This is a genomic window from Skermanella sp. TT6, from assembly GCF_016653635.2.
GTDB classification, from domain to species: domain Bacteria; phylum Pseudomonadota; class Alphaproteobacteria; order Azospirillales; family Azospirillaceae; genus Skermanella; species Skermanella cutis.
In genome coordinates this window covers 3,604,962-3,621,366 of record NZ_CP067420.1, presented here as the reverse complement: position 1 = coordinate 3,621,366, position 16,405 = coordinate 3,604,962, and the positions used below count along the sequence as shown (strand labels likewise).

The window sequence follows — 16,405 nt, the reverse complement described above, 5'->3', positions numbered from 1 at the left end:
CCTCCCCTCTACCAGGCCGCTCTACCAGGCCGGGGCCAGGTGGATGTCCCGGGGCAGCGTGTTGGACCGGGCCGGCAGCATGTAGAGCCGCGCGAAGGTCGCCGCTCCCGCCAGTCCCAGCGCCGCCCGCTTCAGCTTGCCGCCGACGCCGCCCTGCCGCGCCGCAGCCGCGCGGGCGTTCGAGATCTCGATCAGCCGCTCCAGACCTGCTCGAAACTTCGGATTGTCGAGGTCCAGGGTCAGCGGGAAGACCTGCTTGGAAATCTCCGTCGTGATGCGGAACACCGTGAAGTCGTACTCGGTCGGGTCGAGCCCCAGCGCCTTGTGGAATTCCGGCCGCATATGGTCCCGGACGAACATCGTGGCGAACACCGCCAGCAGGAAGAACTTGATCCACAGCTTGTTGCCGCCGCTCAGCAGCGACGGGTTGGCCCGCATCAGCAGGGCGAAGGCCTCGCCGTGGCGGAACTCGTCGTTGCACCACTTCTCGAAGAACTTGAAGATCGGGTGGAACCGCCGGTCCGGGTTGCGCTCAAGCTGGCGATAGATCGTGATGTAGCGGGCATAGCCGATCTTCTCCGACAGGTACGTGGCGTAGAAGATGAACTTGGGCTTGAAATAGGTGTATTTCTTGGCCTTGGTCAGGAAGCTCATGTCCACGCCGATGCCGAAATCCTTCAGCGTGTCGTTGATGAAGCCGGCGTGCCGGGATTCGTCGCGGGCCATGAAGGCGAACAGTTCCTGGATGTCCGGGTTCTTGACCCGCTTCTTGGTCTCGGCGTAGAGCACGCAGCCGGAGAACTCCGCCGTCAGCGAGCTGACCAGGAAATCGACGAATTCCTTGCGCAGCCCTTCCGGCATCTCGTCCAGGTTGTTGGTGAACTCCGGCGTCCGGGTGAAGTGCTTCCGGTTGTCGTCGCGGCGCAGCTCGGCCATGACCGTGTCCCACTCGGCGCGGACGGCGCCGACATCCAGCTTGTCCATCGCCTCGTAATCGGTCGTGTAGAAGCGGGGGCTCAGGATCGTGTCCTCCTGGGCCATGCGCGTGCTGGTGTTGGGCGCACCGCCGCCTTCCATGGGGATCATTGCGTCCTCCCTTCGGAAAATCCGACTTCGTAGAGTTCGGTCAGTTCGAGATATCCCGCAAGCCGGGCGCGCAGGCGTTCCATCGGACCGGCGCGCACCACCGTGGCCCGGCGGTAGTAGAAATGCTGGGTGCCGAACGGGACCACGGCGGGCGCGTCGTGGACGATCACCTCGTCGCCCGGTCCGACCTCGATCCCGTCGAGATCCACATAGGCGTGGACGCTGTCGGGGGTGATCTCGATATCGACGGTGCAGGGCACCTCGACGGTGCGGGGACTGCCGCTCCAGGCTGTCATCATGGCCTGCTTCCTCCAGCGTTCAGCATGTTCGCGAAGGCCTCGGCGTTGGTCGGGCCGAAAGCCTCCAGGTTGATCACCCTGCCGGTCTCGGGATCGTCCAGGGACAGGCGCCCGTCGGCCCAGCGCGTCAGCACGAAGGGCGGCTCGATGCCGACGCCCTGGCGCTTGCGTTCGCGGGCGAGGCCGCGCAGCGCGCCGCGCACGAAGCCGTTGGTGCCGGGCTCCACGACGCCCGCGGTCCGGCCGGTGCGGGCGTCGGTGATGGCGATGGAGCCGTCCGCCTTGTCCTCGAACCGGAGCTGCCGGCTTTCGACCGAGGCCGCCTCGGGCATCTGGACGGTGCCGAGGCCGCTCACCCGCGCGACCGTCGCCGCCGACACGGTGAAGGCGAGCAGGGCGGCGGCCCCGATCAACGCCCCGCGCGGGAAGACGGGATCGGCCGGACCGGTGTCCATGCCCCGGGATCTCATGTCGATGCACTCCCCAGCGCGCCGACCCGCTGGGCCTTGCGGCGGCGGGCGACGGTCGGAAGGGGGGCCGGATGGGTTGCCGCAGTGTTGTTGGCGGCGGGCACGCCCGCGGTGGCGGAAGTCAGCGCGTCGGCCAGGATGCCGGCGACGCGGGATGCCTCGGGGATCGCGCGCAGCATCGGCTCGGGACGGCTGACCCGCCACGGGCGGGTGTGCGGCCACAGCAGGAGCCAGGCGATCCGGTTGCCCTCGGTCAGCGCCAGCGGGATGTCGCCGCTGCCGTCGGCATGGACCTTCAGCCCGGCGGAGCCGACCAGCCGGAACGGGATGTTCAGCGCCATCGGCAGCGCGATGCCGAACCGCATCACGATCCGCTTGTCGGTCACGGTGTACATCGTGGAGCGCGCCGATCCCCAGGCGAACAGCAGCACCAGCCCGAGCGCGCAGGCCGCCCAAGGCAAGAAGCCCAGCGTGGACAGAACAGCATCCAGGGGAGCAGCACCGTCATGGACCTGGACCACGCCGCGCCAGACCAGCAGCACGCCGAAATAGGCCGCCAGCTTGTTGACATGGAGCCCCCGGCGGGCCAGCGACTTCCAGTCCGGCCGGCCCTGCCACAGCATCCTCTCCCCGGCCGGCAGCGGCTCCGGAAGGCCCGGCACCGGCTCGGTGTCGTATTCCGTCCTCATATCAGCGGCTCCTGGCGCTGGGGCGTGGCGTAGAGGTGCCCGCTGGCGTAGTAGGCCGTGATCTTGTCCTCTTCCAGCTTGGTGATCTGGTTCGGGTTCCTGATCGCGGGTACGTCGGCGAACTGGTGGGACAGGATCGACTTGACCTTGACCTTGCGGTTCCAGGTATCGATCCGGCAGAACCGCATGGGCAGCAGCACGATCCTGTGCCCGGTGGAAGAGGGTATCTCGACCTCCAGATAGTGGATCGCCGGCTCGGACCGGTCCACCCAGGCCTCGCGCACGTCGCCGGCCACGTAGCCGTCGGCCGCGATCACCTCCATGCCGATCGGGTTCGGATCGCGGGTCGGAATGAAGAAGTCGGGGGCGACCCGCAGCGGGACGATGCGGTTCTCGTCCTCGGCCGTCAGCTCCGGCTTGTCCTCGCGCATCGCCCAGGCCGCCGGTCCGACGCCGTCCACCATCGGGTTGCCGGTCGGCACCAGCGGGGCTCCCGGCCACAGGCCCGACGGAAGGGCGGCGATCTCGCGCTCGTCCGGGTTGCCCGGCGGCGCCGAATAGGTCGAGCCGTCGCGCATGGTGAAGATCTTGGGCGCCGGGATCGGCGGGTAGCCCTGGACCTTCACCCGGGGCGACCGCTCCGACCGGTCGGACACCAGCGGGTAGCCTTCCCGCTTGTCCTCCTGGTGCAGGTAGTAGATCAGGCCGGCGAAGAAGATCCAGAACGCGTACAGGACGACCTGGGCCACGTCGATGTAGCTCGTGATGGCTCCTGTTTCCATCGGTGACCTCCGCACGTTTACATTGTTGACCGGGACGGGTTAGCCGGGGAACTCGGCGAGGCCGAATGCCGCGGGTGGTCGGGGCCTGGCCTGCGCCGTGCTGCGGACCAGCGGTCCGATGGCGGCCAGGGTGGCGAACAGCAGGATGATCTCCAGGTAATAGACTGCGCCGTAGCCGACGGACGGGTCGGTCAGGGCGGGTCCCAGCAGCCCTTGGGTGCCGAGGCTCGACACCAGGTCGCGGATGCCGCCGCCCGCCGCGATCGCGATGCCGGCAGCGGTCGCCTGGACCGCTCCCCAGGCGCCGAGCGCCAGCCCGCTCTCGCCCTCCCGCGCCAGCGCCATGGCGGCGGTCAGCGTGCCGACCACGAACAGTCCGCTGCCGAAGCCGATCAGCACGGCGCCGATGCGGACCAGCAAGGCGGATTCCGTCGGGGCGGAGAAGATCACGCAGGAGAAGGCGGCGAGCCCGACCAGCACGCCCAGCGCCGCCAGCCGGTAGGGATCGGCTCCCCGGTTCAGCCGCCGGGCCGCGAGGGCGAAGCCGCCCAGCGTGCCGCCCGCCAGCAAGGCGGTCAGCGCGGTGGTCTGGCCGACGCTCAGGTTCAGGATCTGGCCGCCATAGGGTTCCAGCAGGATGTCCTGCATGCTGAAGGCTGCCGTCCCAAGCCCGACCGCCACCAGGACCCGTCCGGCGCGGCCCGCCCGACGGAACGCCCGCCAGGATTCGGCGAAGCCGGGGCGGGGGCGGTCCGGCGCGGTCGCCGCAGGATTGCGCGGCTCCTGCTTCCAGAGTGCGATCAGGTTCAGGACCATGGTCGTGACGGCGGCCCCCTGGATCACCTGGATCAGCCGGAGCTGCGAGAACTCCGCCAGCAGCCAGCCGAACACCAGCGCGCTCGCGACCATCCCGGCCAGCAGCATCACGTAGAGCAGGGCCACCACGCGCGGCCGGGTCTCGGGAGTGGCCAGGTCGGTCGCCAGCGCCAGCCCGGCGGTCTGGGTCGTGTGCAGCCCCGCGCCGACCATCAGGAAGGCCAGCGCCGCCCCGGCGTGGCCGGCATAGGTCGGGCTGGTGCTGTCGCCGGACAGGATGATCAGGGCGAAGGGCATGATCGCGAAGCCGCCGAACTGGATCAGCGTGCCGAACCAGATGTAGGGCACCCGCCGCCATCCCAGCACGGAGCGGTGGTTGTCCGACCGGAAGCCCACCAGCGCCCTCAGCGGCGCGAAGACCAGGGGCAGTGCGACCATGACCGCGACCAGCCAGGTCGCGACGCCCAATTCCACCACCATGACCCGGTTCAGCGTGCCGTTCAGCAGCACGATCGCCATGCCCACCGACACCTGGAACAGCGACAGCCGCAGCAGCCGCCCCAGCGGCAGTTCCGGCGTCGCGGCGTCCGCGAACGGCAGGAGGCGCGGTGTCAGAAAGGTCCAGACGCGGTGTTGGCGCTTAATCATCGGGCACCAGCTCCAGCGCCTGGGAGGTGTAGAAGCCGCAGGCAACCCGCTCGGTCCGCGACGGCCGCCAGCGGCTCGCCTCGGACGCCAGAAGGCGGCGCAGGCCGGCTTCGCGCACCGGCTCGATCGCCGGCGCCCTGTTTCCCCGGGGAAACAGCTTGCCCACCGCATGCATCGCCGCCAGCGCCGGGGTGCGCGGCGCGAAGGTGAACAGGACCGAGCCGCGGGTGCGGTCGGCCAGGGCCTTCACCGCCCGTGCCATGTCGGGCGCGCGGTAATGGATCAGCGAGTCCATCGCCACCACATGGTCGAACCGGCCGAGGCCGGGGTCCAGCATGTCGCCGACCCGGAAATCGACGTGCAGCCCCGAAGGCATCCGCTCCCGCGCCAGCCCGACCAGCGTCGGCGACAGGTCGATCGCGACCACCTCCGCGCCGCGCCGGGCCGCCTCCAGCGCCAGCATGCCGGTGCCGCAGCCAGCGTCCAGCAGGCGCCGTCCCGTCAGGTCCTGCGGCAGCCAGCCCAGCAGCGTGTTCCGCATGCCGTCGCGGCCTTTCCGAACCGTCGCCCGGATGCGCCCGACCGGCGCGTCGGAGGTCAGGCGGGACCAGGCCTCCACCGCGGTGCGGTCGAAATAGGTCTCCAGCCTGTCGCGGCGTTCGATGTAGGAGACGCTGTGCATCAGTCGAACCCCAGCAGATCGAAGATGTCCCGGTCCTTCAGGGGCCGGGGCGCCAGCGGCTCGGTCCCGGCCCACAGCGTGGCCGCCAGCCGCAGATACTCCGCCTGGACCGCCTCCAGTTCCGGCGAGGGCTCCATCTCGAACAGGGTCGCCTTCTTCAGCCGGCTGCGCCGGATCGCGTCCAGGTCGGGGAAGCGGGCCAGCGTCTCCAGCCCGACGACGGCGTTGAAGCGGTCGATCTGGTCGGTCCCGGCGCTCCGGTTGGCGATCACGCCGCCCAGCCGGACGTCGTAGTTGCGCGCCTTGGCGTGGATCGCCGCGACGATGCGGTTCATCGCGAAGATGCTGTCGAAGTCGTTGGCGGTGACGATCAGCGCCCGGTCGGCATGCTGGAGCGGGGCCGCGAAGCCGCCGCACACCACGTCGCCCAGCACGTCGAAGATCACCACGTCGGTGTCGTCGAGCAGGTGATGCTCCTTCAGGAGCTTGACCGTCTGGCCGACCACGTAGCCGCCGCAGCCGGTTCCCGCCGGCGGCCCGCCGGCCTCGACGCACATCACGCCGTTGTAGCCCTCGAACACGAAATCCTCGGGCCGAAGCTCCTCCGAATGGAAATTCACCGTCTCCAGGATGTCGATCACCGTGGGGACCAGCCGCTTGGTCAGCGTGAAGGTGCTGTCGTGCTTGGGATCGCATCCGATCTGGAGCACCCGCTTGCCCAGCTTGGAGAAGGCGACCGACAGGTTGGACGAGGTCGTGCTCTTGCCGATGCCGCCCTTGCCGTAGACCGCGAAGACTTTCGCCCCCTCGATCCTGACGCTCGGGTCCAGCTTGACCTGGACGCTGCCTTCGCCGTCCGGGCGCCTTAGGAGAGTGGTGGTCATGCCGCTGCCTTTTCGCTGATGCCTTCCAGGCGGTCTTCCAGGGTCTCGCCGGCCTGCCGCAGGGCCGCCAGCATGGTTTCGTCCGGCGACCAGTAACGCCGCTCGTGCGCCTCGATCAGGCGGTTGGCGACCCGCGCCGACGCCTTGGGATTGAGTTCGGCGAGGCGATCGCGCATCTCCTCGTCGAGCAGGTAGGTCTGGGTGAGCTGCTGGTAGACCCAGGGCGCCACCTGTCCCGTCGTGGCGGACCAGCCCAGGGTATTGGTCACGTGGGCCTCGATCTGGCGCACGCCCTCGAAGCCGTGCTTCAGCATGCCCTCGTACCATTTGGGGTTCAGCACGCGGGTCCTGACCTCCAGCGCCACCTGTTCGGACAGGGTGCGCACGGTGCCTTCGCCGCGGGTCTGGTCGCCGATATAGACCGGGACCGTCGTCCCGGTGGCCCGCCCGACCGCCCGGCTGATGCCGCCGAGATTGTCGAAATAATGGTCGATGGTGGTGACGCCCAGCTCGACCGACTCCAGGTTCTGGTAGGCGAGATCGACCCCGGCCAGCAGCGTCTGCATCAGCTCCGCCTGTTTGACCGGGATGCCCGACCGGCCGTAGGCGAAGCATTTCCGCCGGGTGAAGGCCTCGGCCAGCTCGTCCTCCTCGGTCCAGCAGCCGCTGTCCACCATGTGGTTCAGGTTGGAGCCGTAGGTGCCGTCGGCATTGCTGAAGACCCGCAGCGCCGCCGTCTCGAAGTCGCAGCCGTGGGTGCGCTGGTGATCCAGCGTGTGCTTCCGCACGAAGTTCAGGTCCAGGGGCTCGTCGGCGCCGGCCGCCAGGAAGCAGGCTTCGGCCAGCAGCTTGATCTGGAGCGGCAGCAGGTCGCGGAAGATGCCGGACAGGGTCAGCACCACGTCCACCCGGGGCCGGCCCAATTCGTCGAGCGGGATCAGCTCGGCACCGCATAGCCTTCCGTAGCTGTCGAACCGGGGCCGGGCGCCGATCAGCGCCAGCACCTGGGCGATCGGGCCGCCCTCGCTCTTCAGGTTGTCGGTCCCCCACAGCACGAAGGCGACGGTTTCCGGGAAGCCGTTGCCCTCCGCCTGGTGGCGGGCGAGCAGGCGGCCCGCCTGCCGGGCGCCGTCCGCCACCGCGAAGGCGCTGGGGATGCGGTAGGGGTCGAAGCCGTGGATGTTGCGGCCGGTCGGCAGGATCGCAGGCGTCCGCAGCAGGTCGCCGCCCGGCGTCGGCCGGATGAACCCGCCGTCCAGCGCGTGCAGGATCGAGGCGAGCTCGTGGTCCTCGGCCAGCAACAGGTCGCTCGCCGCCAGGTCGCGGTACAGCGCCAACGCGGCCTGGTCCTGCGTGATCTCCTCCGGCGGCCGTCCCGCCACCAGCGCCTCGATGTCGGCGCGGGCCGGGCTGGCGCCGTGGGCCGATTCCGCCATGGCGAGCAGCAGGTCCACCCGCTCGGGAGCGGACGGAGGCTCGCCGACCACATGGAGGCCGTAGGGGATCAGGGTGTATTCCATCTCCAGGATCGCTTGGGTCAACGCCGCGATTTCCCGCTCCGGATCGGTCCAGGCCGGTTCAGCCTGGGCCAGGTCCACGGCGGCCGCCTGCGCCTGGATCACGCCGGCCAGGTGCGCCCGGTCGGCCTGGATCTCCGGAGTCAGCGCCCGCCAGCTCTCGATCGAGGATTTCAGCTCCAGCAGCCCGCGATAGAGGCCGGCCTGGGCGACCGGAGGAGTCAGGTAGCTGATCAGGGTCGCCGCCGTCCGGCGCTTGGCGATCGTGCCTTCCGACGGATTGTTGGCGGCGTAGAGATAGAAGTTCGGCAGGTCGCCCAGCAGCCGGTCCGGCCAGCAGCCCGAGGACAGCGCGGTCTGCTTGCCCGGCATGAACTCCAGGGCGCCGTGGGTTCCGAAATGCAGCACCGCATGGGCCGCGAAATCCTCCCGCAGGTAGCGGTAGAAGGCGGAGAAGGCGTGGGTCGGCGCGAAGCCCTTCTCGAACAGCAGCCGCATCGGGTCGCCCTCGTAGCCGAAGCCCGGCTGCAAGCCGACCAGCACGTTGCCGAACCGCTCGCCGAGGACCAGAAGGCTGGACCCGTCGGTCTGTTGCCGCCCCGGCGCCGGACCCCACTGGGCCTCGATCTCGCCCAGCCAGCGTTCCCGCCGGACATGGTCGTCCACGGGGATGCGCGCCTGCACGTTGGCGTCGGCGCCGAACCGCGCCGCGTTGCCCGCGATGATCCGCTCGCGCAGCGCATCGACGGTCTCCGGCACTTCGACCGTGTAGCCGGCCCGCGCCAGCCCCTTCAGCGTGTTGTGCAGGGATTCGAAGACGCCGAGATAGGCCGCGGTGCCGACCGCCCCGGCGTTGGGCGGGAAGTTGAACAGCACCACCGCGACCCGGCGCTCGGCCGCCGGGGTCCGGCGCAGGGCGACCAGCCGCTCGACCCGGCCGGCCAGCGCCGCGGCGCGCTCCCCATGCACCTGCATGTCGCGCGCCCGCTCCGGCGGAGCGGAGGAGGAGCGCCCGCCGAACAGCATGGCGCCGGTGCCGCCGTCCAGTTCCGGGATCGCGACCATCATGGTCGCCTCCACCGGCATCAGCCCCCGGTCCGAGGACTCCCACTGCTCCAGGGTCTGGAACTCCACCGCGTGGGCCGCGACATAGGGCACGTCCAGCCCCGCCAGCATGGCTTCCGCCGCCTTGGCGTCGTTGTAGGCCGGGCCGCCGACCAGGGAGAAGCCGGTCATCGACACGACCGCGTCCACCACCGGCTTGCCGTCCTTCAGGAAGAACCGCTCGACCGCCGGCCGGGCGTCCAGCCCGCTGGCGAAGGCCGGGAGCACCCGCAGCCCGCGCGACTCCAGCGCCGCGATCACCCCGTCGTAATGGGCCGTGTTGCCCGGCAGCAGGTAGGATCGCATGACCAGCAGACCCACGGTGCCCCGGCAATCCTTCGGCGCCGCCGGCAGCCGGTCCGCGCCGTCGGCCATCGGCGGGTTCATGGCCGGGTGGTAGACGCCGACGTCCGGATACTCGACCGGCGGGGCCGCCCTCAGCGTGCCGCGCAGGTGCCGGCGCTCGCCGTCGGCGTAGCGGTCGATCAGGAAGCGCAGCATCTGCGCCACGTTCTCGTCGGACCCGCACAGCCAGTATTGCAGCGTCAGGAAATAGGCCCGCACGTCCTGCGCCGTTCCGGGGATGAAGCGCAGGATCTTCGGGATGCGCCGAAGCATCGCCATCTGCCGGGCGCCCGAGCTGCCGCCCTCCTTCCTGGCGCCGCGCAGGCGCTTCAGGAAGGCCAGCGGGCCGCGCTCGTTGCCGGTCATGGTGAAGCGGCCGATCCGGGTCAGCCGGATCACCTCTCCCGCCGACATGCAGACCACCATGGCGTCGCAGCCGTCGCGCCGGGCCTGGAGGGCGGGGAGGACGGCCTGGATATGGTCCTCCATGAACAGCATGTTGGCGATCACGATGTCGGCTTCGGCGATGTCCGCCCGGCACCGCTCGGCCGACCCGGGATCGGTGCCCCATTCCGCCGCGGCGTGCAGGGTCACCTCCAGGCCGGGAACCTCCCGCGCCACGCTCCGCCGCGCCCGTTCGGTCGCGCCCGCCAGATGGTTGTCCAGCGTGACGATCACGATACGGACCGGAACGGGGTCAGGAGCTGAAATGGGCTTTGGCATGGTACAGCGTCTCGACGGTGATGAGCGCTATGCCCTGCTCGCGGGCGAAGCGTTCGGTGTTGCGGCGGGCCTTGCCGCGGACGAAGAACGGCACCTTGCGTAGCTCCCGCTCGGCGTCTGGAGCCCAGCCGGCGGAGTGCGGGGCGGGATCCGGCTTCCGATCCGGTGTTGCGGCGGTGCCGAGATGGGACGGGGCGGCCTCGCCGTGGAACTCGAAATCCTCGCGGAACATCGTCAGCAGATGCTCCTCCAGGCCCATCATCAGCGGGTGGACCCAGGTGTCGAAGATCACGTTGGCACCCTCGAACCCCATCTGGGGCGAGTGGCGCGCGGGGAAGTCCTGGACATGGACGGGGGCGGAGATCACCGCGCAGGGGATGCCCAGGCGCTTGGCGACATGGCGCTCCATCTGGGTGCCGAGAACCAGGTCGGGCTGAAGCTCGGCGACCCTGGCCTCGACCTCCAGGTAGTCGTCGGTCACCAGCGCCTCGACGCCGTGGTGGGCCGCCGCCTCGCGCACCTCGCGGGCGAACTCCCGGCCGTAGGTGCCCAGCCCGGCGACCGTGAAGCCCAACTCGTCCCGCGCGATCCGCGCCGCGGCGATCGCGTGCGTCGCGTCGCCGAAGATGAAGACCCGCTTGCCGGTCAGGTAGGTGCTGTCCACCGAGTGCGAGTACCAGGGCAGCCGCGACGCTCCCGCCGCCACGTCCGCCGGGAGGCCGGCCACCCGCGCCACCTCGGCGACGAAGTCGCGGGTGGCGCCGACGCCGATCGGCACCGTCGCGACGATCGGCTGGCCGAAGGTCTTCTGGAGCCATCGGGCGGCGGTCGAGGCGATCTCCGGATAGAGCACGACGTTGAAATCGGCTTCGCCCAGCCGTGCGAGGTCGGCCGGCGAGGCGCCCAGCGGCGCCACCACGCCGACATCGACCCCGATCCGGTCGAGCAGGGCGGCGATCTCCGTCACGTCGTCTCGGTGCCGGAAGCCCAGGGCCGCCGGCCCCAGCAGGTTGCAGCGCGGACGCCCCCCGGCATGGCGCGGGCAGGCCGGGTCGGCCAGCGCCCGGACCAGCCGGTAGAAGGTCTCCGCGGCGCCCCAGTTCTCCTTCTTCTGGTAGGCCGGCAGCTCCAGCGGGACCACCGGCACCGGCAGGTCCAGCGCGCGGGCGAGGCCGCCCGGGTCGTCCTGGATCAGCTCGGCCGTGCAGGAGGCGCCGACGATCAGCGCCTGTGGCCGGAACCGTTCATAGGCCTCCGCCACCGCCGTCTTGAACAGCTCGGCGGTATCGCCGCCCAGGTCGCGCGCCTGGAAGGTGGTGTAGGTCACCGGCGGGCGCTTGGCCTGCCGCTCGATCATGGTGAAGAGGAGGTCGGCATAGGTGTCCCCCTGCGGCGCGTGGAGCACGTAGTGGACGCCCTCCATCGCCGTGGCGATCCGCATCGCGCCCACATGGGGGGGAGCCTCGTAGGTCCAGAGCGTCAGCTGCATGGCGCGGCTCCTCCGGCCATCGGCATTCCGGAAAGGGCTTCCCTGCGGCGCAGCGGCCGGGCGAACAGGCCGGCCAGGTCGGCGGCCTGCTCGTAACCGTGGATCGGGGTGAAGACCAGCTCGATCGACCACTTGGTCGTCAGCCCCTCCGCCTCCAGCGGGTTGGCGAGGCCGAGGCCGCAGACGGTGATGTCCGGCCTGGCGGCCCGGCAGCGGTCGAGCTGGCGTTCCACATGCTGGCCCTCGCTCAGCAGGGTGCCGGGTGGCAGCAGCGCCAGTTCCTCCGCCAGGTGGCGGCGGTGCAGATAGGGGGTTCCGACCTCGACCAGCTCCATCCCCAGTTCGGACGACAGGAATCGGGCCAGCGGCACTTCGAGCTGGCTGTCCGGGAAAAAGAAAACGCGCTTGCCCGCCAGTTCGGCACGGTAGCGGGCAAGCGCGTTCCGCGATCTTTCGCGGCAGGGGGAGATCACGTCCCGGAAGCGGTCGGGCTCGATCCGCCACGCGGCCGCCGCGGCGGCGAGCCATCCCGTGGTGCCTTCCGCACCGAGCGGGAAGGGGGCTTCGAGCCTGGTCGCACCGCGCTCCTCCAGGGTCCGCGCGGTTTCTCCGAGAAAAGGCTGTGCCAGAAGGAAAGAGGTTTCCGGCCCGACCGGCGGCAGGTCTTCGGCCCGGCGGGGCGGCAGGAAGCGGACCGGGCCGATTTCCAGGTCCGCGAAGATCCGCCTGAACTGGTCCTCGACCACCTCGGCCAGCGAACCGACCACCAGCAGGGACTTCCCTTCCTCGCGCGGAAGCTCCGGCACCAGGGCCGCCAGGCAGGCGTCCTCGCCCTGGGTGAAGGTCGTCTCGATCCCGCTGCCGGAATAGCTGAGGATCCGCACCGCCGGCCGGTGCCGCAGCGACAGGCGGGCAGCGGCCCGGCCGAGATCCAGCTTGATCACCTCCGACGGGCAGGAGCCGACCAGGAACAGCAGCCTTATGTCGGGCCGCCGCGCCAGGAGCTGGTCCACCACCCGGTCCAGCTCCTCGTTCATGTCGGCGAGGCCGGCGAGGTCGCGTTCCTCGATGATCGCCGTGGCGAAGCGCGGCTCGGCGAAGATCATCACCCCGGCGGCGGACTGGATCAGGTGCGCGCAGGTGCGGGACCCGACCACCAGGAAGAAGGCGTCCTGGATCTTGCGGTGCAGCCAGACGATCCCGGTCAGCCCGCAGAACACTTCCCGCTGGCCGCGCTCGCGCAGCACCGGGACCGGATCGGCCAGGGCCGCCGTCACGGCGCGGCTCCCGCATGCCGCAGCCGGGCTCCCGCCGCCTCGTCGAGCCGGGCGGCGCGAAGCTTCAGCAGGAACTGGGTCGCGTTGATCACGTATGTCGCATAGGCAGCGAGGGCCAGATACATCTGGGAGCGCACGTCGAGCGCCCCGGTCGCGAGCGCCGCGAGATAGGCGGTATGGAGCGCCAGCACCAGGATGCTGAACACGTCCTCCCAGTAGAAGGCCGGGGCGAACAGGTAGCGCCCGAACACCTCCCGCTCCCAGATCGAGCCGGTGATCATGATGGCGTAGAGCGTCAGCGTCTTGAGGACGATGGAGACGGAGGCCGCTCCCTCGCCCTCGCCGGTGGAGAGATAGCGCAGCACCAGGGCCAGGCTGACCAGGAAGACCGCGAATTGCACGGGGGCCAGGATGCCCTGGACCAGCGTCCAGGGGGACGCGTCCCGTTTCAGCCGTTCCTCGGCGGTATAGAGGGGCTGCCTTCGACCGTGCCGGGTCGGAGAGGCCTGCCCGGGATCGTGTCCGGGATGGTGCATGGCGTTTCTCCCACTGGAGCCGGCCGGCTGACGCCCGGAGCGGGTTTTCGCCCGCCCTCGACCTGCTCCCTTGCTTGGACTGAAACGCTAAACCTTATCCTTGACACCGTCAACACAGATATACGTCAATCCCAATTGACACTTTCATCCGCCGAAGCTCGCCGAGGGCATTCATCCGACCCATGATCTATATCGAGGATAATAACCTTACCGGAATTGTGGTTGAGGGGTATTAAGCATGAGCGTACGCTCGTCCCAATCCTCAGGGAGCAAAAAATGAATGACTCGCTCGAACGGGTCGTTTCAGGGAGGGCCTGGGAAGAGGTCGAGTGTGCTCCGGTCGCCGAGAGCACGGAAATCGACGCTCGGGTCGTCGCGGGGCACGGCCGGCCCGGCCAGCTTTTGGCCGGTTTGATTGACACTGTCGAAGCGGAAATTGTTCCGCGCCTTATCCTGGCACACCGATCGCCTCCGGAACCGCTGGTGGTCCCGGTGCCGCTGTCGGCGGGCCTCGAACCGGCGCCATGCGTCGATGACGTGCTGGAGCTGTCGTCGCTGCTGCTGAAGGACCGGTTCCGGGTCGCGTCGAACTTCGTGCGGTCCATCGAGTCCCGCGGCGTTCCCCTGGAATCGCTCTATCTCGACCTGCTGGCGCCGGCGGCGCGCCATCTGGGCGATCTCTGGACCAACGACATCTGCCATTTCGGCGACGTGACCATCGGCCTCTGCCGGTTGCAGCAGGTGCTGCGCGACTTCAGCCCGGCCTTCCTGAACGAGGCTTCCGTCCGCGACGACGGGCGCCGCGCGCTTCTGATGAGCGTGCCGGGCGGCCAGCACACTTTCGGCATCTCCATGGTCGCCGAGTTCTTCCGGCGGGCGCGGTGGGACGTCACCACCGGCTCGCCGGTCGCCCGCGACGAACTGATCAGGACCGTGCGCAGCCAGTGGTTCTCCGTCGTCGGCCTGTCGGTGAGCTGCGAGGTCCAGGTCGAAGCCCTTGCCTCCACCATCCGGCTGATCCGCCGCGCCTCGCGCAACCCCGCCGTCGGCATCATGGTCGGCGGACCTATTTTTGTCATGAATCCCGGACTGGTGGCTCTGGTCGGTGCCGATGCCACCGCCGCGGACGCCCGCGAGGCTCCGCTGCAGGCCGAAAATCTTCTTGCGCTCGTCACAAAACAAAGCTGAAACTCTTTTTATGGTCAGACCGTTAAGGGGACGGGTCTGAGTCATTTTTATGACGTGCGGGGCGCGACTGTGGTTTCTATTGTCAATGTTTTTTTACGTCAACCTTACTTGACAAATTTTCCCGGGATGCCCTAAATGGTGAGATCCAAGGCGTCAGCCGAACTCGCCGGGCCGCTTGACAGCCAAGCCGGCCCCAGGCCCGCAGGCGCTGACTTCAATCCTTCGGGCCCGAAGGTCTCGCCTCCCGTGAAGCACTTCAAAGCTCCAAAGGAGTCGTTCGAGAAGCTGGACGCCGAGGCCGTGGCGGCCCTGGTCGCGTCCGCCGGGGACATCGCGCTGGTCCTTGACGTCAAGGGCGTGATCCGTGACCTGACCTACGGCAACGACGACCTGCCGCGCGACTGGGCGGACCAGTGGATCGGCCGTTCCTGGCTCGACACCGTCACCGTCGAAAGCCGAATCAAGGTCGAGGCCATGCTGCGCGACGCGCAGGCAGGCGCCACGCCGCGCTGGCGCCACGTCAACCATCCGCTGCCGCGCAGCGCCGACATCCCGATCCAGTATTCCGTCGTCCGGATCGGCGCCGAGGGCAAGATGGTGGCGATCGGCCGCGACCTTCGCCCGTCGGCCGCGCTCCAGCAACGGCTGGTCGAGGCGCAGCAGTCCATGGAGCGGGACTATGCGCGCCTGCGCCATGTCGAGATGCGCTATCGCCTGCTGTTCCAGATGACCCACGAGGCGATCGTCATCGTCGACGCCGGCACCTACAAGATCATCGAGGCGAACCCCGCCGCCGACGCCCTGCTGGGCCACGCGGTCGGCGGGGTGGCCGGCCGCACGCTGATCGAAGCCCTCGACCCCGCCGACGCGCCGGCGCTCCAGCTTCTGATGGCCGGCGTGCGGGCCACCGGCCGGGCGGACGAGGGTCAGGCCAGGACCGGCTTCGGCAGGGAGCTCCAGGTGACCTGCTCGCTGTTCCGCCAGGATGCCGCGTCGCTCTTCCTCGTGCGGCTGATTCCCCTGACGGCCGACCGGGCCGCCCCGTCCGAGATCCAGCCGCACCAGCTCCAGGTCGTCGAAAGCATGCCCGACGGTTTCGTCGTGACCGACGACGAAGGCCGCATCCTGGAGGCCAACGCGGCCTTCCTGGACCTCGCCCAGCTCGCCGCGGAGGAGCAGGCGCGCGGTCAGTCGCTGGAACGCTGGCTTGGGCGGCCCGGCGTCGACCTGGGCGTGCTGATGGCGAACCTGCGACAGCACGGCTCCGTCCGCCTGTACGCCACCACCTTCCACGGCGAGTACGGCGCCGGAACCGAGATCGAGGTATCCGCCGGCACGGTGCCCGGCTCCGGCCAGCCCTGCTTCGGCTTCGCCATCCGCGACGTCGGCCGCCGGCTGGCGACCGAGACCCGGAAGAAGGAGCTGCCCCGCGCCGTCGAGCAGCTGACCGAGCTGGTCGGCCGCGTGCCGCTCAAGGACCTGGTGCGCGAGACCACCGACGTGATCGAGCGCCTGTGCATCGAGGCCGCCCTGGAGCTGACCGGCGACAACCGCGCCTCCGCCGCCGAGATCCTCGGCCTCAGCCGGCAGAGTCTCTACGTCAAGCTGCGGCGCTACGGCCTGGGAGATCTGGAAAGCGGGGAGTGATCGGCCGGGAAATGCCGGGCTTCGGCGAGCACCGTTGATATCCTCTATTGGTCCTGCACATTGATTTTGATGAGTTCTGCGGAACGGAGTGGCGTAGGTCGGCCTTCGCCCGTCGGGGCGAACGCCGACACCCTGCGTCAACGTTCCGGCCACGATGTCGGCGTCGGCCTTCGGCCGAGGCCGACCTACGACGGACCGGCCGAACTCATCGTGACCCGACGAT

14 protein-coding genes are annotated in these 16,405 nt (G+C 69.5%); 2 read left to right on the top strand and 12 right to left on the bottom strand.

Annotated elements, in window-relative coordinates; genetic code table 11:
* Window positions 1-21: 21 nt before the first annotated feature.
* Genes acsF through bchF form a run of 12 tightly spaced genes read right to left on the bottom strand, consistent with a single transcriptional unit; the run spans window position 22 to window position 13,347 of the window.
* Window positions 22-1,086: a magnesium-protoporphyrin IX monomethyl ester (oxidative) cyclase gene (acsF, locus tag IGS68_RS17055; RefSeq protein WP_247880935.1), complete on the bottom strand. Its 1,065-nt coding sequence runs from the start codon at window positions 1,084-1,086 to the stop codon at window positions 22-24.
* Window positions 1,083-1,385, bottom strand: coding sequence for a hypothetical protein (locus IGS68_RS17050; protein ID WP_247880934.1), 303 nt, complete (start codon window positions 1,383-1,385; stop codon window positions 1,083-1,085). Before IGS68_RS17050 ends, acsF begins: the two co-directional genes overlap by 4 nt.
* Window positions 1,382-1,840, bottom strand: a complete 459-nt coding sequence (puhC, locus tag IGS68_RS17045; protein ID WP_206379341.1) for a photosynthetic complex assembly protein PuhC — start codon at window positions 1,838-1,840, stop codon at window positions 1,382-1,384. Before puhC ends, IGS68_RS17050 begins: the two co-directional genes overlap by 4 nt.
* A gap of 11 nt (window positions 1,841-1,851) precedes the next feature.
* The gene (gene puhB / locus IGS68_RS17040; RefSeq protein ID WP_201071622.1) at window positions 1,852-2,544 is read right to left on the bottom strand and encodes a photosynthetic complex putative assembly protein PuhB; all 693 of its coding nucleotides are present in this window, start codon (window positions 2,542-2,544) and stop codon (window positions 1,852-1,854) included.
* A complete protein-coding gene (gene puhA / locus IGS68_RS17035) occupies window positions 2,541-3,326 on the bottom strand; it encodes a photosynthetic reaction center subunit H (RefSeq protein WP_201071620.1) in 786 nt (261 codons plus the stop codon). Before puhA ends, puhB begins: the two co-directional genes overlap by 4 nt.
* Window positions 3,327-3,365: 39 nt before the next feature.
* Window positions 3,366-4,790, bottom strand: a complete 1,425-nt coding sequence (locus IGS68_RS17030) for a BCD family MFS transporter (RefSeq protein WP_201071618.1) — start codon at window positions 4,788-4,790, stop codon at window positions 3,366-3,368.
* The gene (gene bchM, locus IGS68_RS17025; RefSeq protein ID WP_201071615.1) at window positions 4,783-5,472 is read right to left on the bottom strand and encodes a magnesium protoporphyrin IX methyltransferase; all 690 of its coding nucleotides are present in this window, start codon (window positions 5,470-5,472) and stop codon (window positions 4,783-4,785) included. Before bchM ends, IGS68_RS17030 begins: the two co-directional genes overlap by 8 nt.
* Complete coding sequence (gene bchL / locus IGS68_RS17020) at window positions 5,472-6,356, bottom strand: ferredoxin:protochlorophyllide reductase (ATP-dependent) iron-sulfur ATP-binding protein (RefSeq protein WP_201071612.1); 885 nt, start codon at window positions 6,354-6,356, stop codon at window positions 5,472-5,474. The genes bchM and bchL overlap by 1 nt, the downstream gene beginning before the upstream one ends.
* Window positions 6,353-10,045: a magnesium chelatase subunit H gene (locus tag IGS68_RS17015; RefSeq protein ID WP_201071609.1), complete on the bottom strand. Its 3,693-nt coding sequence runs from the start codon at window positions 10,043-10,045 to the stop codon at window positions 6,353-6,355. The genes bchL and IGS68_RS17015 overlap by 4 nt, the downstream gene beginning before the upstream one ends.
* Window positions 10,020-11,534, bottom strand: a complete 1,515-nt coding sequence (gene bchB / locus IGS68_RS17010) for a ferredoxin:protochlorophyllide reductase (ATP-dependent) subunit B (protein ID WP_201071599.1) — start codon at window positions 11,532-11,534, stop codon at window positions 10,020-10,022. The genes IGS68_RS17015 and bchB overlap by 26 nt, the downstream gene beginning before the upstream one ends.
* On the bottom strand, window positions 11,525-12,811 hold the full coding sequence (locus IGS68_RS17005; protein WP_247880933.1) for a ferredoxin:protochlorophyllide reductase (ATP-dependent) subunit N: 1,287 nt from the start codon (window positions 12,809-12,811) through the stop codon (window positions 11,525-11,527). Before IGS68_RS17005 ends, bchB begins: the two co-directional genes overlap by 10 nt.
* Window positions 12,808-13,347 (bottom strand): 2-vinyl bacteriochlorophyllide hydratase, encoded by a 540-nt coding sequence (gene bchF, locus IGS68_RS17000; protein ID WP_201071597.1) that lies wholly within the window; start codon window positions 13,345-13,347, stop codon window positions 12,808-12,810. Before bchF ends, IGS68_RS17005 begins: the two co-directional genes overlap by 4 nt.
* 276 nt (window positions 13,348-13,623) lie before the next feature.
* Between bchF and IGS68_RS16995 the strand changes: the two genes are divergently transcribed.
* Window positions 13,624-14,535, top strand: coding sequence for a cobalamin B12-binding domain-containing protein (locus tag IGS68_RS16995; protein ID WP_201071595.1), 912 nt, complete (start codon window positions 13,624-13,626; stop codon window positions 14,533-14,535).
* Between the two features lie 246 nt (window positions 14,536-14,781).
* The gene (gene ppsR / locus IGS68_RS16990) at window positions 14,782-16,182 is read left to right on the top strand and encodes a transcriptional regulator PpsR (RefSeq protein WP_201071593.1); all 1,401 of its coding nucleotides are present in this window, start codon (window positions 14,782-14,784) and stop codon (window positions 16,180-16,182) included.
* Window positions 16,183-16,405 lie beyond the last annotated feature (223 nt).